The 19339-nt window shown below is 68.5% G+C and carries 17 protein-coding genes and 1 riboswitch; of the genes, 3 read left to right on the top strand and 14 right to left on the bottom strand.

What is annotated here, in order from left to right:
• Nucleotides 1-33: 33 nt before the first annotated feature.
• The 3 genes from BLV94_RS42785 to BLV94_RS42775 all read left to right on the top strand — a co-directional run bounded on the left by BLV94_RS42785 (nt 34) and on the right by BLV94_RS42775 (nt 5277).
• Entirely contained in the window at nt 34-2214 is a 2181-nt protein-coding gene (locus BLV94_RS42785) for a malate synthase G (RefSeq protein WP_072941822.1), read from the top strand.
• A gap of 124 nt (nt 2215-2338) precedes the next feature.
• Nucleotides 2339-4126, top strand: a complete 1788-nt coding sequence (locus BLV94_RS42780; RefSeq protein WP_072941825.1) for a substrate-binding domain-containing protein — start codon at nt 2339-2341, stop codon at nt 4124-4126.
• Entirely contained in the window at nt 4123-5277 is a 1155-nt protein-coding gene (locus tag BLV94_RS42775) for a metallophosphoesterase (protein WP_072941828.1), read from the top strand. The genes BLV94_RS42780 and BLV94_RS42775 overlap by 4 nt, the downstream gene beginning before the upstream one ends.
• A gap of 43 nt (nt 5278-5320) precedes the next feature.
• On the opposite strand, the gene gcvP is transcribed toward BLV94_RS42775, so the two are convergent.
• The 14 genes from gcvP to BLV94_RS42705 all read right to left on the bottom strand — a co-directional run bounded on the left by gcvP (nt 5321) and on the right by BLV94_RS42705 (nt 19318).
• Nucleotides 5321-8173 (bottom strand): aminomethyl-transferring glycine dehydrogenase, encoded by a 2853-nt coding sequence (gcvP, locus tag BLV94_RS42770; protein WP_072941831.1) that lies wholly within the window; start codon nt 8171-8173, stop codon nt 5321-5323.
• Nucleotides 8174-8348: 175 nt separating this feature from the next.
• Nucleotides 8349-8472: riboswitch (glycine riboswitch) on the bottom strand.
• A 69-nt stretch (nt 8473-8541) separates the two neighbouring features.
• Nucleotides 8542-9162 carry a MerR family transcriptional regulator gene (locus BLV94_RS42765; RefSeq protein ID WP_012687890.1) on the bottom strand — a complete coding sequence of 207 codons (621 nt, stop codon included), beginning with the start codon at nt 9160-9162 and terminating at the stop codon, nt 8542-8544.
• 281 nt (nt 9163-9443) lie between these two features.
• Nucleotides 9444-9917, bottom strand: coding sequence for a bifunctional nuclease family protein (locus tag BLV94_RS42760; RefSeq protein ID WP_072941833.1), 474 nt, complete (start codon nt 9915-9917; stop codon nt 9444-9446).
• Between the two features lie 150 nt (nt 9918-10067).
• Complete coding sequence (gene ftsR / locus BLV94_RS42755) at nt 10068-10808, bottom strand: transcriptional regulator FtsR (RefSeq protein WP_012687892.1); 741 nt, start codon at nt 10806-10808, stop codon at nt 10068-10070.
• Nucleotides 10805-11329, bottom strand: coding sequence for an oxoglutarate dehydrogenase inhibitor Odhl (gene odhI / locus BLV94_RS42750; protein WP_370183841.1), 525 nt, complete (start codon nt 11327-11329; stop codon nt 10805-10807). Before odhI ends, ftsR begins: the two co-directional genes overlap by 4 nt.
• 297 nt (nt 11330-11626) lie before the next feature.
• A complete protein-coding gene (gcvH, locus tag BLV94_RS42745) occupies nt 11627-12031 on the bottom strand; it encodes a glycine cleavage system protein GcvH (RefSeq protein WP_072941836.1) in 405 nt (134 codons plus the stop codon).
• A gap of 42 nt (nt 12032-12073) precedes the next feature.
• Nucleotides 12074-12820, bottom strand: coding sequence for a DUF881 domain-containing protein (locus tag BLV94_RS42740; protein WP_072941838.1), 747 nt, complete (start codon nt 12818-12820; stop codon nt 12074-12076).
• A 7-nt stretch (nt 12821-12827) separates the two neighbouring features.
• Nucleotides 12828-13190 (bottom strand): small basic family protein, encoded by a 363-nt coding sequence (locus BLV94_RS42735; RefSeq protein WP_072941841.1) that lies wholly within the window; start codon nt 13188-13190, stop codon nt 12828-12830.
• 32 nt (nt 13191-13222) lie between these two features.
• On the bottom strand, nt 13223-14086 hold the full coding sequence (locus tag BLV94_RS42730; protein WP_072941844.1) for a DUF881 domain-containing protein: 864 nt from the start codon (nt 14084-14086) through the stop codon (nt 13223-13225).
• Entirely contained in the window at nt 14086-14709 is a 624-nt protein-coding gene (locus BLV94_RS42725; RefSeq protein ID WP_072941847.1) for a CDP-alcohol phosphatidyltransferase family protein, read from the bottom strand. Before BLV94_RS42725 ends, BLV94_RS42730 begins: the two co-directional genes overlap by 1 nt.
• Nucleotides 14710-14842: 133 nt before the next feature.
• Nucleotides 14843-15901 carry an SMP-30/gluconolactonase/LRE family protein gene (locus BLV94_RS42720; RefSeq protein ID WP_072941849.1) on the bottom strand — a complete coding sequence of 353 codons (1059 nt, stop codon included), beginning with the start codon at nt 15899-15901 and terminating at the stop codon, nt 14843-14845.
• Nucleotides 15902-15942: 41 nt separating this feature from the next.
• Nucleotides 15943-16560, bottom strand: coding sequence for an NUDIX hydrolase (locus BLV94_RS42715; RefSeq protein WP_072941851.1), 618 nt, complete (start codon nt 16558-16560; stop codon nt 15943-15945).
• An 81-nt stretch (nt 16561-16641) separates the two neighbouring features.
• Nucleotides 16642-18162: an acyl-CoA synthetase gene (locus BLV94_RS42710; RefSeq protein ID WP_072941854.1), complete on the bottom strand. Its 1521-nt coding sequence runs from the start codon at nt 18160-18162 to the stop codon at nt 16642-16644.
• Between the two features lie 34 nt (nt 18163-18196).
• Nucleotides 18197-19318, bottom strand: a complete 1122-nt coding sequence (locus BLV94_RS42705; RefSeq protein ID WP_072941858.1) for a DUF5938 domain-containing protein — start codon at nt 19316-19318, stop codon at nt 18197-18199.
• Nucleotides 19319-19339: the final 21 nt, after the last annotated feature.

Here is a 19339-nt window from a genome sequence, read left to right as displayed (position 1 = left end):
CGGTGCTCCGATAGCGGAACAGTGAGGCTTTTCATGACTGAGCGTGTTGAGGTCGGCGGTCTGCAGGTCGCGAAGGTGCTCTACGACTTCGTGAACGAGGAGGCGTTGCCGGGGACCGGGATCGACGTCGACGGTTTCTGGTCGGGTGCGGTGAAGGTGATCGAGGACCTGGCGCCGAAGAACCGGGCCCTGCTCGCCACCCGCGACGATCTGCAGGCGCAGATCGACCGGTGGCACCGCGACCACACCGGCACCCCCGACCCGGCCGAGTACCAGCAGTTCCTGACCTCGATCGGCTACCTGGTGCCGGCACCGGCCCCGTTCGCGGTGTCCACGGCGAACGTGGACGCCGAGATCACCTCGACCGCCGGCCCGCAGCTGGTGGTCCCGGTCCTCAACGCCCGCTTCGCCCTGAACGCCTCCAACGCCCGCTGGGGGTCGCTGTACGACGCCCTGTACGGCACCAACGCCATCCCCACGGATGGCGGCGCCGAGCCGGGCGACTCCTACAACACGGTCCGCGGCGACCGGGTCATCGCCTGGGCCCGCACGTTCCTCGACACCGCCGCCCCCCTCACCGAGGGCTCGCACGCCGACGCCACCGGCTACACCGTCGACGGGGACACCCTGCGGGTGGAGTTGGTCGACGGCACGATCACCGGGCTGGCCGAGCCGGGCAAGTTCGTCGGCTACCTCGGCGACCCGGCCACCCCGTCGTCGATCCTGCTGCGCAACCACGGCCTGCACGCCGAAATCCAGATCGACCCCACCTCCCCGATCGGGTCCACCGACCGGGCCGGGATCAAGGACGTGGTGCTCGAGTCCGCGGTCACCACCATCATGGACTTCGAGGACTCCGTCGCCGCCGTCGACGCCGACGACAAGGTCATCGGCTACCGCAACTGGCTCGGCCTCAACCGGGGTGATCTGACCGAGGAGATGACCAAGGGCGGCACCGCGTTCACCCGCCGGCTGAACCCGGACCGCACCTACACCGCCCCCGACGGCACGCACCTCACCCTGCACGGGCGGTCGCTGCTGTTCGTCCGCAACGTCGGGCATCTGATGACCACCCCGGCGATCCTGCACCCGGACGGCACCGAAATCCCCGAGGGCATCCTCGACGCCCTGCTCACCTCCCTCTGCGCCGTCCACGGGCTCGGCACGTCGGAGGCGTCGGGACCGTTGGTCAACTCCCGCACCGGGTCGATCTACATCGTCAAACCCAAACAGCACGGCCCCGACGAGGTCGCGTTCACCACCGAACTGTTCGGCCGCGTCGAACAGGTCCTGAACCTGCCCGCCAACACGTTGAAGGTGGGGATCATGGACGAGGAGCGGCGCACCACCGTCAACCTCGCCGCCTGCATCCACGAAGCCCGCGAGCGGGTGGTGTTCATCAACACCGGGTTCCTCGACCGCACCGGCGACGAGATCCACACCTCGATGGAGGCCGGGCCGATGATCCGCAAGGCCGAGATGAAGCAGCAGACCTGGATCACCGCCTACGAGGACTGGAACGTCGATGTCGGTTTGGCCGCCGGCCTGCAGGGCAAGGCGCAGATCGGCAAGGGCATGTGGGCGATGACCGAACTGATGGCCGAGATGCTCGAGCAGAAGATCGGCCACCCGAAGGCCGGCGCGAACACCGCGTGGGTGCCGTCGCCGACCGGGGCCACCCTGCACGCCACCCACTACCACCAGGTCGACGTGTTCGCCGTCCAGGACCGGTTGAAGGGGGCCCCGCGGGCCACCCTCGAGCAGATCCTCACCATCCCCCTGGCCCCGGACACCGACTGGACCGCGGAGCAGAAGCAGCAGGAACTCGACAACAACTGCCAGTCCATCCTCGGGTACGTGGTCCGGTGGATCGACGCCGGCGTCGGCTGCTCCAAGGTCCCCGACATCCACGACGTCGCCCTGATGGAGGACCGCGCCACCCTCCGCATCTCCAGCCAACTGCTGGCGAACTGGATCCGGCACGGCGTCGTCACCGCCGACCAGGTCGTGGCCTCGCTGCAACGGATGGCGCCGGTGGTGGACCGGCAGAACCAGGACGACCCCACCTATCGGCCGCTGGCCCCGGACTTCGACACCAACATCGCGTTCCAGGCCGCCAAGGAACTCATCCTCGACGGCACCGCCCAGCCCTCCGGCTACACCGAACCGATCCTGCACCGCCGCCGCCGCGAATACAAAGCCGCCAACGCCTGACCCCCACGTGAGCGGCAAAGCGTCCCCCCACACACTTCGCCGCTCACGTATCGGGGGTTGACACCGCGCATCACTACACTGCGAGGGTCAACGTCGAACTCGTCGAACAGGGGCTGGAAAGCACGTGGGGCAGCATCGCGGCGAATCGCGCGCCAGGGGTATCAGCAAGGGGCCTTTGATCGTGCTCGGTCTCGTCGTCGTGCTCGTGCTCGGCGTGCTGGGCTGGTTCCAACTGCGTGACCGGATCAACGATCAGGGAGTGGCGGCCGCCGGCGCCTGCGTCGAAGGCGAATCGGTGCTCGCGGTCGCGGCGGATCCCGACATCGCACCCCAGCTGCAGACTCTCGCCGAGCGCTACACCGAGACGGCCCCGGTGATACGCGACCAGTGCGTGTCGGTGACGGTCACTGCCGTCGCGTCCGACACCGTGCGCGACGCCCTGTCCGCGGGCCCCGACGGCCCGTGGGACGCAGCGACATTCGGCCCCCGCCCCGCGCTGTGGATTCCGTCCAGCTCGCATTCCGTCAAGCAGGTGTCGGCGACCGGGGTCATCAGCGGTGAGGCACGTCCGCTGGCGACCAGCCCGGTGGTCCTCGCCGTCCGGACCGCGTTCGCGAACGCGCCGGGCACGGCGGCGCTCGGCTGGAAGGAGTTGCCGTCCCTGCAGTCGGGCCGCGATTCCCTCGCGACTCTCGGTCTGCCGGGCTGGGGCAGCCTGGGCTTGGCTCTTCCCGTCGGTCCGGGCGGCGAGAGTACGGAGATGGCCGTCGAAGCGGTCGCTGCCGCCGTCACCGGAAGCAGCACCGGCCCGGTGACGGAAGAGCAGGCGCGTTCCGTTCCCGTCACGTCGGCACTCACCGATCTGGCGCTCGGCTACGAGGCGTCGACGGGGACGAAACCCGCGACGACGCGGGAGGCGCTCACCGCGCTGGCTGCGCAGGGAGACCCCGCCTCTTCCGCCATCCATGCGGTCGCGACCACCGAACAGCAGGTCTATCAGGCCCTGCGCGACGCACCCGGAGCAGACATCACCGCGACGATGCCGAAAGGCCCGACACCCGTGGCAGATCACCCGGCGGCCGTCCTGGCGGGCCCGTCCGTCGACGAGACGCAGAGCCGCGCTGCCGCGCAGTTCGCGGAATTCGTCCGTCGACCCGAACAGGCGCAGGTCCTGGCCGACGCGGGTTTCCGGGTCGAGGGGCTCGCCCGCCCCGACGACACCACGCTGGCCTTCCCCGGCTTCGAATCCACCCTGGTTCCTGCGGACGCCGCCGCTGCGGCCGAGTTGATGCAGGTGATCCGGAATCCGATCTCGCCGCGCACGTCCACCATCCTGCTCGACGTCTCCAGTTCGATGGGCGAACGCGAGGGGACGGCGACGCGACTGGCGAACACGACGGCGGCGCTGGCCGGCCAGGTGGATCGTTCTCCGGACTCGTCGAGCCTCGGGTTGTGGGAGTACAGCACCACCCTCGACGGGTCCCGGCCGTACACGACCGTGGTCGCCACCGGTCCGCTGTCTGCAGGCGGATTCACCGAGGGCACCCGCAGGCAGGCCCTCGACGCCCGGCTCGCCAAGGCGACACCCGCCACCGGATCCTCGACCTACACGTCGCTCGAGGCCGCGTACAAGAGTGCGGTCGACGGATACACGCCGGGCCGCACCAATTCGGTGCTGCTCGTCACCGACGGCGCCAACGACGACTCCGTCGCGCGCGCGGATCTGTTGTCCGCCATCGCCGCAGCCTCGAGCACGTCGAAGCCGGTCCGCATCGACGTGGTGACGATCGGCGAGAATCCGGACCTCAACACGTTGCAGGCACTCGCCGATCGCACCGGCGGGTCCCTGGAGAAGGTCACGTCTTCGGACGGAGCGGCGTTGCCGACCGCGATCAGCAAGCTGCTGTCGTGACGAGACTCCTGGTCTTCGCGGTCTTCCTCGCGCTCGTCACCTGGTGGCTTCATCGGCGGCTGGTCCGGGCCACCGGTGTGGGGCGCCCCTGGTCGGTGGTCGTCGACGTGACCCTCGTCGCCTTGTGGGTTCTCGCCGTGATCGGCGTGGGCAGCGGCGAAGCCTTCGACCCGGGGTGGGCGCGTCCACCGGGCTGGGTGGGCTGGGTGTGGCTCGGTGCGATGTTCTATCTGGTGCTCGGACTTCTCCTGGTCGCCCTGGTGTCGCTGTTCACGCGGCTGTTCGCTCGCCTGCGCGGCAGCGGGCGCGACGAACAGGTCGATCTGTCGCGTCGACGTGGTCTGCGCATCGCCACCGCGGTCGTGGTGGTGGGTGCCGTCGGCGCTGCCGGCTACGGGGTGCGGGAGGCCGCTCGTCCACGGATCGTGCGGGTCCGGGTTCCGCTGCAGCGCCTCCCCGCCGGGTTCGAGGGTGTGCGCGTGGCGCTCGTCTCCGACCTGCACGTCGGCCCGGCGCGAGGGGTCGATTTCACGCGCCGTGTGGTCGATCTGGTGAACGCGGAGCGGCCGGATCTCGTCGCGATCGCGGGCGACCTGGTCGACGGGACCGTCGCGAAGGTTGCGCCCGACCTACAGCCGCTCGGCGACCTCGACGCCCCGCTCGGGGTGTTCGGAGTCAGCGGCAACCACGAGTTCTTCGCCGACGACGGTGGCCGGTGGCTCGATGTGTGGGACCGACTGGGCATCCGGACGCTGCGCAACGAGCACGCGACCATCACGCGGGGCGGCGCCGCCATCGACATCGCGGGCATCCACGACTATTCGTCGCCGGCGCCGTACGAACCGGACCTTCCCGCCGCGCTCGCGGGACGCGATCCGTCGACGTTCGTCGTGCTCCTCGCGCACGAACCGCGGCAGGCCCTGGAAGCGTCGGATCTCGGTGTGGACCTGCAACTGTCGGGGCACACGCACGGCGGCCAGATGTGGCCGCTGAATTATCTGGTGCCGTTGCAGCAGCCGTCGGTGGCGGGACTCGACCGCATCGGGAACACCGTCCTGTACACGACCCGCGGCGTCGGCGCGTGGGGCCCGCCCGTGCGGGTGGGCGCCCCACCGGAGATCACGATCCTCGAACTGGTGCGCGCGGACTGACTGCGGAGGGCCCGCCCCGTCGAAGCGGGACGGGCCGCCCGTGTCAGTCGCCTTCGAACGCGGAGATCGGCGGGCAGGAGCACACGAGGTTGCGGTCGCCGTGCGCGCCGTCGATGCGCCGCACCGCAGGCCACACCTTCGGCCGGGCCTTGCCGCGGGGGAACACCGCCGTCTCACGGGTGTAGGGGTGGTTCCACTCCGCCGCCAGGCAGCCTGCCGTGTGCGGGGCACCGCGCAGCGGGTTGTCGTCCACCGTCCACTCCCCCGAGCCCACGCGGTCGATCTCGGCGCGGATCGCGATCATCGCCTCGCAGAAGGCGTCGATCTCTTCGAGGTTCTCGCTCTCGGTGGGCTCCACCATCAGCGTGCCCGCCACCGGGAAGCTCATCGTCGGGGCGTGGAAACCGTAGTCGGCGAGGCGCTTTGCGACGTCGTCCACGGTCACACCGGTGTCCTTGGTGATCGGCCGGAGGTCGAGGATGCACTCGTGGGCCACCATTCCGCCCTCGCCGGTGTAGAGGACGGGGAAGTACTCGTCCAGGCGGCGCGCGATGTAGTTGGCCGACGCGATGGCGGTCAGGCTGGCGCGGCGCAGTCCGACGGCGCCCATCATCCGGATGTACGCCCACGTGATGGGCAGGATCGACGCGCTGCCGTAGGGGGCCGCGGAGATCGGGCCCGCGGTGCCGAGTTCCGGCGCGAGCGGATGTCCGGGCAGGAACGGTGTGAGGTGCGACCGCACACCGATCGGACCGACACCGGGGCCGCCGCCGCCGTGCGGAATGCAGAACGTCTTGTGCAGGTTGAGGTGGCTGACGTCGCCGCCGAACCGGCCGGGCCGGGCCAGACCGACCAGGGCGTTGAGGTTGGCGCCGTCGACGTACACCTGGCCGCCTGCGTCGTGGACGGCAGCGCAGATGTCGGCGATCTCGTGCTCGTACACCCCGTGGGTGGACGGGTAGGTGATCATGATCGCCGCGAGGCGCTCGGCGTGGTCGGCGATCTTCGCCCGCAGGTCGTCGAGGTCTACGTCACCGTTCGGGCGGCACGCGACGACCTCGACGCGCATCCCGGCCATGACCGCCGATGCGGCGTTGGTGCCGTGGGCACTCGACGGGATGAGGCAGGTGTCCCGGTGATCGTCGCCGCGGCCGAGGTGGTAGTTGCGGATCGCGAGCAGCCCGGCGTACTCGCCCTGGCTGCCGGCATTCGGCTGCAGGCTGACGGCGTCGTAGCCGGTGACGGCGACGAGCCAGTTCTCGAGGTCCTTGATGATGCGGAGAATGCCCGGGGTGTCTCCGGTGGGCGCGAACGGGTGCAGTCCGGCGAACGCGGGCCAGGTGATCGCTTCCATCTCGGCGGTGGCATTGAGCTTCATCGTGCAGGAGCCGAGCGGGATCATGCTGCGGTCGAGTGCGATGTCCTTGTCGGACAACGCACGCAGGTAGCGCAGCATCGCGGTCTCGGTGCGGTATCGGGTGAACGCCTCGTGCTGCAGGTAGTCGGATCCGCGGAGCTGCGCGTCCGGGACGGACGTGCCCGCCTCGGGGGCCACGGCGCCGTCGCCGCCGAACGCCGCCAGCACGTGGGCGATGTCGTCGTCGGTGGTGGCCTCGTCGCAGGCGACGGCGACATGATCGGCGTCGACGAGCCGCAGGTTGATGCCGGCGTCCTTCGCCTTCGCCACCACGTCCGCCGCCCGGCCGTCGACGCGCACGAGGATCGTGTCGAAGAAGTGCTCGTGCACGACGACGGCCCCGGTCTTGCGGAGTGCGGCGGCCAGGGAGTGTGCCGTGTTCGCCACGCGCAGGGCGATCGCCTTCAGGCCCTCGGCGCCGTGGTAGCTGGCGTACATGGCCGCGAGAATCGCGAGGAGCACCTGCGCGGTGCAGATGTTCGAGGTCGCCTTCTCACGGCGAATGTGCTGCTCGCGGGTCTGCAGCGCCAGCCGGTACGCCTTGTCGCCGTCGGCGTCGACGGACACGCCCACCAGACGGCCGGGAAGCTGGCGTGCGTGCTTGGTGTGCACGGCCAGGTAGCCGGCGTGCGGGCCACCGAAGCCCATGGGGACACCGAACCGCTGGGTGGTGCCGAAGCAGGCGTCGGCCCCGATCTCGCCGGGCGGGGTGAGGAGAGTCAGCGCCAGCAGATCCGCCCCGACCGCGACCAGTGCGCCGCGCTCGTGGGCCGCGGCGATCACGTCGGTGTAGTCGGCGATGCGGCCGGTCGCGCCGGGCATCTGCCCGAGGACGCCGAAGAAGTCGCCGTCCGGCAGGCCGGCGGACAGGTCGGCCACCACGATTTCGATGCCGAGCGGCTCGGCCCGGGTCTCGACGACGGCCAGCGTCTGCGGGAACAGGTCGGCGTCGACGGCGAACCGCGGAGACTTGCTCTTGCTCGCCCGGCGCAGCAGGGTCATCGCCTCGGCGGCGGCGGTGGCCTCGTCGAGCATCGACGAGTTGGCGACCTCCATGCCGGTCAGGTCGGCGACCATCGTCTGGAAGTTGAGGAGGGCCTCGAGGCGGCCCTGGCTGATTTCGGGCTGGTACGGCGTGTAGGCCGTGTACCAGGCCGGGTTCTCGATGATGTTCCGAATCAGAACCGGCGGGGTGAGGGTGTCGTAGTAGCCGAGCCCGATCATGGACGTCGCCACGGTGTTCTGCGCGGCGAGTGCGGACAGTTCGGCGAGCGCCTCGTGCTCGGAGACCGGTGCGGGCAGGGCGTCGAGGCCGTCGGCGATGCCGCCCGTGACCCCGTCCAGGATGACGGCGGGAACGGCCTTCGACGCGAGGTCGTCGAGCGAATCGGCTCCGACCAGTTCGAGAATGTGCGCGAGTTCCGCAGCGTTCGGGCCGACATGACGATCGGCGAATGTACGGCTTCCAGCGTCGATCACGACAACTCCCAAGCAGTTCGGAGGATCAGGACACGCCCCGCTCTGCGGAACGCCCCTCCCCCTCTGTCGCCTGCTCGGGTCGAGCGCCTGAGAGATTCGGTACCGTCGTTCGCGTGCGAACGACGGCCCTTTCCCCGTGGGCGGGTGGGTGCTCCCACCGCTTTCCAGAGGCGTCGGAGCCCGCACGGTCCTGTTTGCCTGAGAGATTGACGGGGAGGTGTTGCTCCTTCGGCGCCCGAACTCCCGCACGCACGATGCTGCTGTGCATGCAGTGCCCGGAACTCTCCCGCACGGCGTCGACGCACCGCCAGTCTATGCCACGAGCACAGGCAGCGGCGCCACCAGCGCCGTGCTCCTGGGGTTGCGGTCTAGCCGGTCTTGCGGCTCGCGCGGTTCTTGCGCCGCGACGCCAGCTCGTCCTCGGGGCTCTGCTCGCTCTCGCCGCCGTCGGCGCGCTCCGCCGGGAAATCGGCGATGGTGCCGGTCAGTTCGCGCATTGCACCACTGACCGCGATACCGAACACACCCTGCCCGCCCTGGAGCAGATCGACGACTTCCTCGGCCGACGTGCACTCGTAGACCGTGGTCCCGTCCGAGAAAAGTGTGATCTTGGCCAAGTCCCGCACCCCGCGCTTACGGAGGTGGTCGACGGCCACGCGAATGTTCTGCAAGGATATTCCGGTGTCGAGCAGGCGCTTGACGATCTTGAGGACGAGGATGTCTTTGAACGAGTACAGCCGTTGGCTGCCCGACCCGGCCGCGCCACGGATGGACGGCACCACGAGAGATGTGCGAGCCCAGTAATCGAGCTGACGGTAGGTGATTCCCGCGATCTGGCAGGCGATGGGGACGCGGTATCCGACGAGGTCGTCGGGCACGGAATCGTCCGGGAAGAGGCCCGGCTGGATCTCCTCGGAGCTGAACTCGGGCTCGGCAACGTTGTCGCCGGGCGCAAGATTCAGCGCATTCTCCTGCGGCCGATCTCCCACTGACTACTCCCTCTCGCATGTTGCACTGAACCCGACGATCAGTGCGCCTGTGACGCGCGTCGCCAGTGTCCACGGCAATCCGCAGCACATCGACCGGCGCAAGCGCCACCAGTGACATCGAGCTAGTCCGTACCCTGAACCTACTCAGCGTACGCCCGATACAATCTGCAGGGCAGAAAATCACTGCACCGAACGCTATGACTCCGAGGAGACCGGGTCAACGCAACGCGCCGGAAGAACCTCAACCATTACTGCGCCGGCGGCTATTCCGCTGGGGAAACCTAGCCGTCGGTGGCCTTGAAATCGTCCGGCGACACGGACTCGAGGAATTCCTTGAACTTCTCGACCTCGTCCTCACGCTCGTCGGGCATGACCAGACCGGCCTCCGTGAGCACCGATTCCTCGGCGAAGATCGGGACCCCGATGCGCAGTGCGATCGCGATGGAGTCGGACGGGCGGGCCGAGACGCGGGTGTTCTGGTCGAACACCAGGTCGGCGTAGAACGTGCCCTCGCGGAGGTCGACGATGCGAACTTCCTTCAAGGTGCGACCGAACGCTTCGATCAGGTTCTTGATCAGGTCGTGGGTCAGCGGACGCGCCGGCTCGACACCCTGCTGCTCGAGTGCGATGGCCGTGGCCTCGGTCTGTCCGATCCAGATGGGCAGGTACCGTTCGCCGTCGGTTTCCCGCAGCAGCAGGACAGGTTGATTCTGGGGCTGCTCGACACGAACTCCGATCACGTGCATTTCGCTCATCGCGTCTGCCTCCACCCTGCAATGGTCCGTCCGCGGCACACAATGCCGTACCAGGATTCTATTCGATTCGTGTCTGCTCTTCGACCGTACAGCCGTTCGAGCGCAGCGTCGTTGGGAAGTTCCCGAGGTGGGACCGCCGGCGAACTCACCTCACCGATCGAGCGCACCTCGGACTGCCGACTTCACCAGGCAGGTGTGCAACGTCAGAGACAACGCGGCCAGTTCGCGCACCATCTCCTCGGCGCGATCACGCGCGCCCGCGTCGCGGCCCTTGGCCACGGGCCCGGCGATCTGCGCGACCAACCCGGCCTCGCGGTCGGCGGCCAGCTTGAACGCCCTCAGGTGCCGCACCTCGAGTCCGAACTCGGACATCGCTCTCGCGGTGCGCGCCAGCGTCACCGCGTCCTCGTCGAAGAACCCCGCAGGCCCGGGAACGACCAGGCCGCCTCGCGTCAGCTCGACGAGGAACTTCTCGTCGATCCCTGCCCGGGAGATCAGATCGTCGCGGCTGATCCGCACCTCGCGGTCGGTGCGGAATTCCTCCGGGGACACCTCGCCCGGGGCCACCGTGAGCGCGCGCGGCCGGCGCGGCGAAGAATCGCCTGCGCCGACCGTGGCCACACCTCTGTCGATGGCCTCGAGCTGCTCCTTGATGACCTTCAGCGGCAGATACTGATCGCGCTGCGCAGTCAGGACGTAGCGCAGTCGTTCAGTGTCGGCGATCGAGAATCGCCGATACCCCGAGGGAGTGCGCTGCGGGCTGATGAGACCCTCGGCTTCGAGGAATCGGATCTTCGAGATCGTCACATCAGGAAAATCGGGGCGCAGTCGATCCAGCACGGAGCCGATCGACATCCCCGAGTGCGCCTGCTGCTGCCGCACCGCGGTCATTGGCTACCCGCACCAGCTGACGTCTCACCGATCTGCGAGCCACCGGCCGTGGTCCGGGGTCCGGTCAGGAAGACCAGCCGGAACTTGCCGATCTGCACCTCGTCGCCGTTCGCGAGGACTGCCGAGTCGACCGGCTCGCGGTTGACGTAGGTGCCGTTGAGGCTGCCGACGTCGACCACCTGGAACTCGTCGTCCTCCTGACGGAACTCCGCATGACGACGGCTGACCGTCACGTCGTCGAGGAAGATGTCGCTGTCGGGATGCCGTCCCGCGGACGTCGTCGGCTGGTCGAGCAGGAAGCGCGACCCTGCGTTCGGTCCACGCTTGACGACGAGCAGAGCAGAGCCCGCGGGCAGTCCCTCCACACCCGACACCGGAGCTTCCGGAGCCTGGGTTGCCGAGGAGTTGTCGAGCTCATTGAGAAAGTCCGCGCGGAAGACCGACGTGGTTTCCGCCGGCGTCTCCCCATAGACCGCGTCGTTGCCGTTCTCGCTCACCGTTTCTCCTCCTAGTTCGATCATCCAGCAAGATTCGCTGGACTACGCAATGCCACTCGGTACTACATAATTCGGTTCCCGTGCACATTAACTTCTGTGCAAACTCCCACGATCACATTCAAACTACGGACCTGCGCCCCGACACGGCACATGCGTTCAACATTGACCGTACCCTGCGCACGCCGGTGCGTGTAGTGAGACAGGCCGCCAGTACATTACGAACCGGTATTCCGACAGCGGATTTCCCCGGCAACCCCGTTTTCCGGGCTGTCGGCACCTTCCAAAACTATCCGATTTCCGCTTCGCGTGTTCGGCGGGAAATTATCCTGCCGTGATGTCTGCATACCCGGCGGCGTCCAGCATTTCGGCCAGTGCGGCGTCGAGGGCCGCCTCGTCGTCGACGCCGAGTTCCACCAGCCACCCCTGCCCGTAGGGCGCGGAGTTCACGAGTTCCGGGTTGCCGTCCAGATCAGCGTTGGCGGCAACGACTTTCGCCGTCAGCGGGGCGAAGATGTCGGAGACGCTCTTGGTGGATTCCACCTCGCCGAACGACTCTCCCGCCGCCACGTCCTCGTCGACCGCCGGAAGCTGGACGAACACGACGTCGCCGAGCTGGGACTGCGCGAAATCGGTGATGCCGACGCGTACCGTCGTGGGCCCCGTCCGCTCGACCCACTCGTGTTCGGCGGTGTACCGACGATCGGCGGGGATTTCGAGCTCACTCACAGTGGCGTCCTTTCGATGGCAATCCGCGGGCGGATGCGAAGATCAATTTCCGGGCTGAGCGTATTGGCGAGGTTTCGCCTCCCGCAAGGCGGAGATCGTGACCTGCTGCGATTGTTCGATCGTCAACTGCCCACCGCTGCGCGCGACCGTGTCGACCACCCCGCCGGGAATGTTCAGGGCCGCCGCCAGAGTCGGCGGATCACCGATGGCGACAACTCCGTAGGGGGCGTTCACCTTGCGGCCGTCCACCGACACGCCGCCTGCCGAACCGGACACCCAGGAGTCGACGCCGATCCGGATGGGCGGGCCGTCGGCCCCCTGGATCTGCACGGCCTCGGCGCCCGCGGCGCGCAGTTCCTGGACGAGGTCGAGCAGGACCTCGGATCCGACGCCCTTGTTGGGGTCGGTGATGCGCATCGTCACGCCGGGGCCGGTGGCCGGTGCGCTCCCGACCTGGATCGACAGGGCCGTCAACCGGGCCTGCGCCTCGTCGAGTGCCGCCCCGGAACTGCCACTCTGTTGCAAGGTTGCCAAGGTCTGTTCCAGCGATGCGATCTCCTGCCGCAGGGCCGCCTCCCGCTGATTCAGCGTGTCCAGGACGACCAGCAGATCCGCGGGGCTCGCCGAGTCGAGCGTGTCACCGGACCCGGTGTTCTTCACCTGCGTCACGATCGCGATTCCCAGCCCGCCGAGCAGGAGCGCGGCCAGCAGCGCGAAGACGACGTGTGAGCGCCGCGACGTCGTGGGTTCGTTGCCGTGCAGTTCGTGTCTGCCCTCGTGCCCGCTCACGTCGCGATCACGCCCCGAACAGACGACGCCGCAGTGCGGCCGCGTTGCCGAAGATGCGGATGCCGAGGACGACGACGATCGCGGTGGACAGCTGGGTTCCGACACCGAGTTGGTCGCCGAGCCACACGATCAGCGCCGCCACGAGGACGTTGAAGACGAACGAGACGACGAACACCTTCGAGTCGAAGATCTCGTCGAGGTATGCGCGCAATCCGCCGAACACCGCGTCGAGCGCGGCGACGACGGCGATGGGCAGGTAGGGCTGCACTGCGTCGGGCACTTGCGGGCTGAACACCACCCCCAGCACGATTCCCACGACCAGGGCGAGCACCCCGTAGATCGCGGATCCGCCCTTCAGTGCTGCCTTCATTCGTGTGACGCCTCCATCCGACTCCGCCGTTGTCATCGTGTTCCTGCTTCCCGGGCTGCCCGCACTTCCCGCGCCGGGGCGGCGGGCAAGTGGAGATCGTCGGCCTCCGCGACCGCGAATCCGATGCCGTACAACTGCGCCACGCTCGACATCCGCAGGTAGGCGTCGCTCACCACGAATCCGGTCTGCATCGGCCCTTGCGGGCCGATGGCGGAGACCACATACGGCGAGAACACCGGCTGATTGTCCACGAGCATCGCGCCACCCGCCTGCCGGATCGTCACCGACGGGCCGATCCGCACGTCGCCGACCGCAATGGCCTCGGCGCCGCCCGCCCACAGCGAGTTGACCACCGACTGCAGGTCGCGATCGAGCACCACCGCCTTCCCCCCGACACTGCGCTGGGACGAGTCGGACAGGTTGGGTTTGGCTGCGGGGTCGGTGAGCGTCACGGTCAGTCCGGGACCGTGCACGGCCTCGACCCCGGCGTCCCCCTCGAGCCCGTGTAGCTCGTCGAGCAGTGCGTCACCGCGGGCGTCGCCGGCCAGCGCGGCGGCGCGGGCGTCGTCGGCCTGTGCCGACAACGTGTCCCGGGTTGCCGCGAGGGCGCCCGCCCGGTCCTCCGCGTCCTGCACCTTGCTCAGGAGTTCGGTCCGCACCTGCTCGGTGCCCGGGATGCGTTCGGTGGCCTGCCGGTAGGCGACCGACAGCACCAGGCCCACGAGCAGTGCGCCGATCGCGATCCACACCTGCCGGCCGACCCGCGTCTGCCGCGAATGTCCGTGCTCGCGATCCTCGGCCGCGCCCTCGTAGCCGGGGTCCAGATGATCGTTCATCAGAGACTGCAGCAGGGACGGCACCGGATTCCTGCGGACGCCGGACTCGGTGCGTGTCATCAGCGGACCTCGCGTTCGTCGCCGCCCGATCCTCGCGCGGGAACGGTGCGCGCGACGGTCAGCGCGTTGACGGTGTAGAGCAGCCCGGTCCACACGTACAGCACCGTGCCCCAGATCAGCAGTGCAGCGCCGAGCGGCTCCGCCACGGCGGCGATGCTCCAGTCGCCCTGCGCCGCGAGGGTTATCGGCAGTGCGAACATGAGCAGGAACGTGGCCCCCTTGCCGAGGTACATCACGTCGGGGGGTGGCAGTCCGCGCCGCCGGTAGATCAGCAGTGTCAGCGCGAGAACGGCGTCGCGGCCGATCAGGATCGCCGCCACCCACCACGGGATGAATCCGCGCACGACGAACGTCACCAGCGTCGTGACGACGTAGAGGCGATCGACGAACGGGTCGAGCAGCGCACCCAGCTTCGACGACTGGTCGAGGATCCGGGCCAGCTTGCCGTCGAGCCAGTCGGTGAAGCCGCTGATCATGAGGATCGCGAGGGCCCACCCGTCGGAGTGCGTGACGAGAAGCAGGTACACGAACAGCGGCACTCCGAGCAGGCGCACCACGCTCAGGAGATTCGGGACGGTCACGATCCGGTCCGACCGCACAGTGTCCCGGTCCACCGAATTCACCAATATCTCCCCAGCGTCGAGTGCGGACCTGTTCTCGGGCGCTCGTCGCACCGCTCTCGCCACTCTTCCACAACCGCGGCGGTGGTCCGCCGATCGTCCCCCGGAGAATCCATCGGAGCAGGTCAGGCCCTTCTCACTCGCCCGCAGCGATGTCCGGTCGTGGCGGGAGCGGAACCCGCGCGACGGCGTCCGCGGTCAGACTTCCCAGGTACAGCCACCCGTCGTGCTCCCGCACACCGGTGACGGGTGCGTAACTGCCCTTGCCGCCGCGCAGGCTGTGCACGATCTCGCCACGCTGATCGAGGGCGACCACCCAGCCCGCGTGCACCGGGTTCGGCTGGACGGCTTCGGGCAGGTTCGCCGCGACGATGCGCAGCGCGGGGTACGGCGCGAGCAGATCCAGCAGCCGCATCCGCGGGCTGTAGAGCGCCACCCAGAACAGCCCGTCGTCGGTCTGCGACGTCATGTTGTCCGGGATGCCGGGCAGATTCTCGGCCCACACGGACGTCCGGCCCTGCGACGGTCCAGTCAGGTCGACGCGGGAGATCTGGTACGAGCCGGTCTCGGCGACGAGGACGAACGATTCGTCCGAGGCCAATCCCACGCCGTTGGCGAACTGCAGTCCCTCAGCGAGGAGGTCGGTCTCCCCGGTCCGCGGGTCGAGCCGCAGCAGGCGACCGGTCCCCCGGTGTTCGAGGAGGTCGTAGCGGTGGTCGGCGATCGTGAAGTGCGCGGAGGAGTCGGTGAAGTACACGACGCCGTCGCGGCCGACAGCGGAGTTGTTGCACGCCACGAGCGGGCGCCCGACCGCGGTGTCGGCGAGCACGTCGACGCGCCCCTTCTCGTCCACCCTCAGCACGCCGCGCTCGGCGTCGCAGATCAGGTACCGGCCGTCGTCGAGGACCTCGACCCCGAGGGGCCGCCCACCCGTGTTCGCGAGTTCGGTGGCGTCGCCGCGGCTGTCGAACCGCCAGATCCGGCCGTCGTTGCCTCCGGTGACCACTCGGCCGTCGTGATCGACGGCCACGTCCTCCGGTCCCTCTCCGGTGGGCAGGGCCCAGCGGTGCACGCCGTCGAGCACTCCGTTGGGAGCGAGCACTCCCGTGAGCGGAGGGGGCGGCGGGGCGTGCCAGACGACGGGGTCGACACCGGTGCGGTCGAGTTTGCGGGCGAGAGACTCGAAGAAGGTCACGGACTGTGAGATTAGTCGCGTATCCCGGTGAGCGTGGCCGCCTACCGCCAGGCGAAGACGGGTTGGTCGAAACCGTCGATCCGGGTGTGCCGGTCGTGCAGTGCGACCTCCCGGAACTGGTACACGACCGCGCCCGTCGGGGCGTGCACGAGGTGACGCCGGAACGGCCACTGGATCACCGGTTTCGACGATTCGGGGATCTCCACGAATCGCGGCTCGGCGTCGATCTCGGCAACGCCCACCGAGAACACTTCCGCCACTTCCTCGTGGTTGGGGACGAGCGAGGTGATCGACTGCTCCGACCACACGACGAAGGGCGTGATGACGTACCCGGAGCGGGTGACGTAGTCGTCGAGTCTGCCGAGCACCGCGGACGGCTCCACGTCGAGGCCGAGTTCCTCGTGCAGTTCGCGCCGGGCGGCGTCCTCGCCGGTCTCCCCCGGATCCACCCCGCCACCGGGCAACGCGAACTGCCCCGGATGCGCGCGCATCTTGCTCGGGCGCCTGGTCAGCGGAACGGCCTGACCGTCCGCGCCGTCGTTCATCACGGCGATCACGACCGCCGCGGACCGCCGGTTCGCCGGGTCCACGATCCGTGGTTCGAAGCGGGCCAGCGCGTCGGCGAGCCGTTCCCTGCTGAGTACGTGCCCATTCACCATCACCCGACAGTATCGCCACTCGCCGCGAAACCCACGTTCCGGTCCCCCGCGTTTCGAGGCCCGCGTGCCGGGCGTCCGCCGTCACCCGAGCAACTGCTGTTTGATCTCGTTCTTCAGGACCTTCCCGAGTTTCGAACGAGGCAGATCGGGCCAGACCAGGATCTCCTTCGGCGTCTTCACGCTGCCGATGCGCGCCTTCACGAACGCCGTGAGCGCGTCGGCCTCGATAGGCTTTCCGGTTCGCGTCTGGACGACGGCGACGACGCGTTCGCCCCATTTCTCGTCGGGGAGCCCGATCACCCCGCAGTCCTGGATGCCCGGGTACGCCATGAGCGCCTGTTCCACTTCGACGGAATAGACGTTGAATCCGCCGGTGATGATCATGTCCTTGGCGCGGTCGACGATGTACAGGAAGTTGTCCTCGTCGAGGTACCCGATGTCGCCTGTGTGATGCCAGCCGTGTGCCGACGCCTCCTGCGTCGCAACGGGATTCTTGTAGTACCCCGTCATGACGAGTGAGCTGCGCACGACCACTTCGCCTCGTTCCCCGGCCGGCAGCAGGGTTCCCTGCCCGTCCATGATCGCGACCGTGACCAGCGGGGAGGGTCGGCCCGCGGAACTCAACCGGGCGGTGGCCACCGAGCCGTTCTCGTCGAAGTGGTCTTTCGGCGCCATCGTCGCGATCATCATCGGCGCCTCGCTCTGCCCGAACAGCTGGGCCATCACCGGCCCGATCCGGGTCAGCGCCTCGCTCAGCCGCGTCGGCGAGATCGGCGCCGCGCCGTACCAGAAGCATTGCAGCGAACCGAGGTCCGTCGTCTCCAGGTCGGCGTGGTCGAGCAGCATGTAGATCAGGGTCGGCGGGAGGAACGTGTGGGTGACGCGGTCCCGCTCGATGTGCGCGAGGAACTGCCCGAGGTCGGGCGCGGGTAGGATGACCACCTGCCCGCCGAGAGTGAGGATCGGAAAGCACAGGACACCCGCCGCGTGGGTCAGCGGCGCGAGGGCGAGGTACACCGGTCTGCCGTCGAACGGGTAACTCATCAGGGTCAGCGCCGACATCGTCTCGATGTTCCGGCCGGTGAGCATCACCCCCTTCGGACGTCCCGTCGTCCCGCCGGTACCGACGATCAGCGCGAGGTCGTCTACGGGCTCGGCGTCGAGGCGTTCGGCACCCAGCCAGGTGTCGAACGAGTCGGCGTACGCCTCGTCGCCGTCGAGACAGACGAGCGTCGTGAGCAGCGGTAACTGCTGCCGGATCCGATCGACCAAGGGCGCGAACGCTTTCTGGAAGATCAGGCAGCGACAGTCGAAGAGGTCGAGCAGGTCCCTGTTTTCCGCGGCTTCGTTCCGCGGGTTGATCGGGCACCACACCGCCCCGGCCCGGCTGATCCCGAACACGCAGGAGAATGCGGTCGGGTCGTTGCCGGACAGGACGGCCACCTTGTCGCCCGCGGCGATCCCCGACCGTGCCAGCGCCGCGGCGACCCGCCGGCTGAGGTCCTGGACGTCCGCGTACGTCAGCGTCCGCTCGCCCATCGTCAGGCACGGCGACGACGGTCCGAGCGAGGCGCCCTTGTCGAGGTAGTCGGTCAATCGCATGGTGCTGTCCTCCTGACGGTCGCGGCCGGGACGATCAGCTCTGCACGGTGAGCACCGGCTCCATCACGAGGCCGAAACTGCGCAGGGCTCCGAGGAGTTCGCGATGCCCGAATGCCTGACACGCCGATGCGAGGCCGGTTCGCTTCGGGGGCTGCTGCAACAGGGAGTGCGCGGCGTACGCCTGCAGGAGTCCCGTCTGCTTGTAGTTGCAGTTTCCGTGGATGACGCAGTGCGCCCGGCCGAGCGGACCCGACGCGTACACGGAGTCGAGCGACGTGTTGACGCGGGGGTTCTCCCTGGGCGGCATCCCTGCCTGCACGGAGCCGGCGATCTCCGCGAGCGCCGCGTCCTGCTCGTCCGCGGGGAGGGTCTTGATCTGCTCCTCGACCATCTTCTGGGTCGCGACGACGCCCTCCATCACGGAGCGGTCGAACACGCCGCCGGCCGCCTTCACGTTCGCCACCCGCGGATCGTCCTTGAACCACACGGGGTGGCAGGTGCCGCCCCACGGCAGCGCGAGGGCCATCTGGTGCTGTCCCGGCACCACGACGTCGAAAGTGGTACCTGGGTCCCACTTCACGTACCGGTTCTGCTCCAGGTAGTACCAGTCGGCCTTGAGGATCGTGAAGATCGTCTGCGTGGACGCGTAGGTGGGAAAACCCTTCCACAGCACCAGAATGTCGAGTGTGTCCAGCCCCGGCGTCTCGAGCGCGATGTTCGCCGCGATCTCGCCGGTGGTGTACATCTGGGCGACGCCGGGAGACAGCAGCAGCCCCTTCTCCGCGAACTGGTCGCCGAACTTCGCCTGCACGTCCAGAACCCAGTCCTGCTCCCCGGTCGTGTCGGTGTAGTGGCATCCCGCGGCGAGGGCCGCCTCGACGACGACGGCGCCGTGCTTGATGAACGGGCCGACCATGTTGCTGACCACCCGCGCGCCGCTGAACAGCTCCGTCAGCGCCGGAACGGTGTGTTCCACCTCGACGACCTCGTGGTCGACGGTGTCCAGGCCGGGGATCCGGTCGACCACTTCCTGAATTCGCTTCTTGTCCCGGCCGGCGGCGATGAACGGAATGTTGAACTCGCGCAGGTATTCACACACGAGCCGTCCGGTGTAACCGGAGACTCCGTAGACGATGACGGGCTTCTTGTCGGTCATGACGTGCCTTTCGGTGAATGC

Origin of the sequence: Rhodococcus koreensis (assembly GCF_900105905.1) — a bacterium.
Classification (GTDB): Bacteria; Actinomycetota; Actinomycetes; order Mycobacteriales; family Mycobacteriaceae; genus Rhodococcus_F; species Rhodococcus_F koreensis.
Note: the sequence above shows the minus strand (reverse complement) of the source record. Positions and strands in the feature narration are given on the sequence as shown.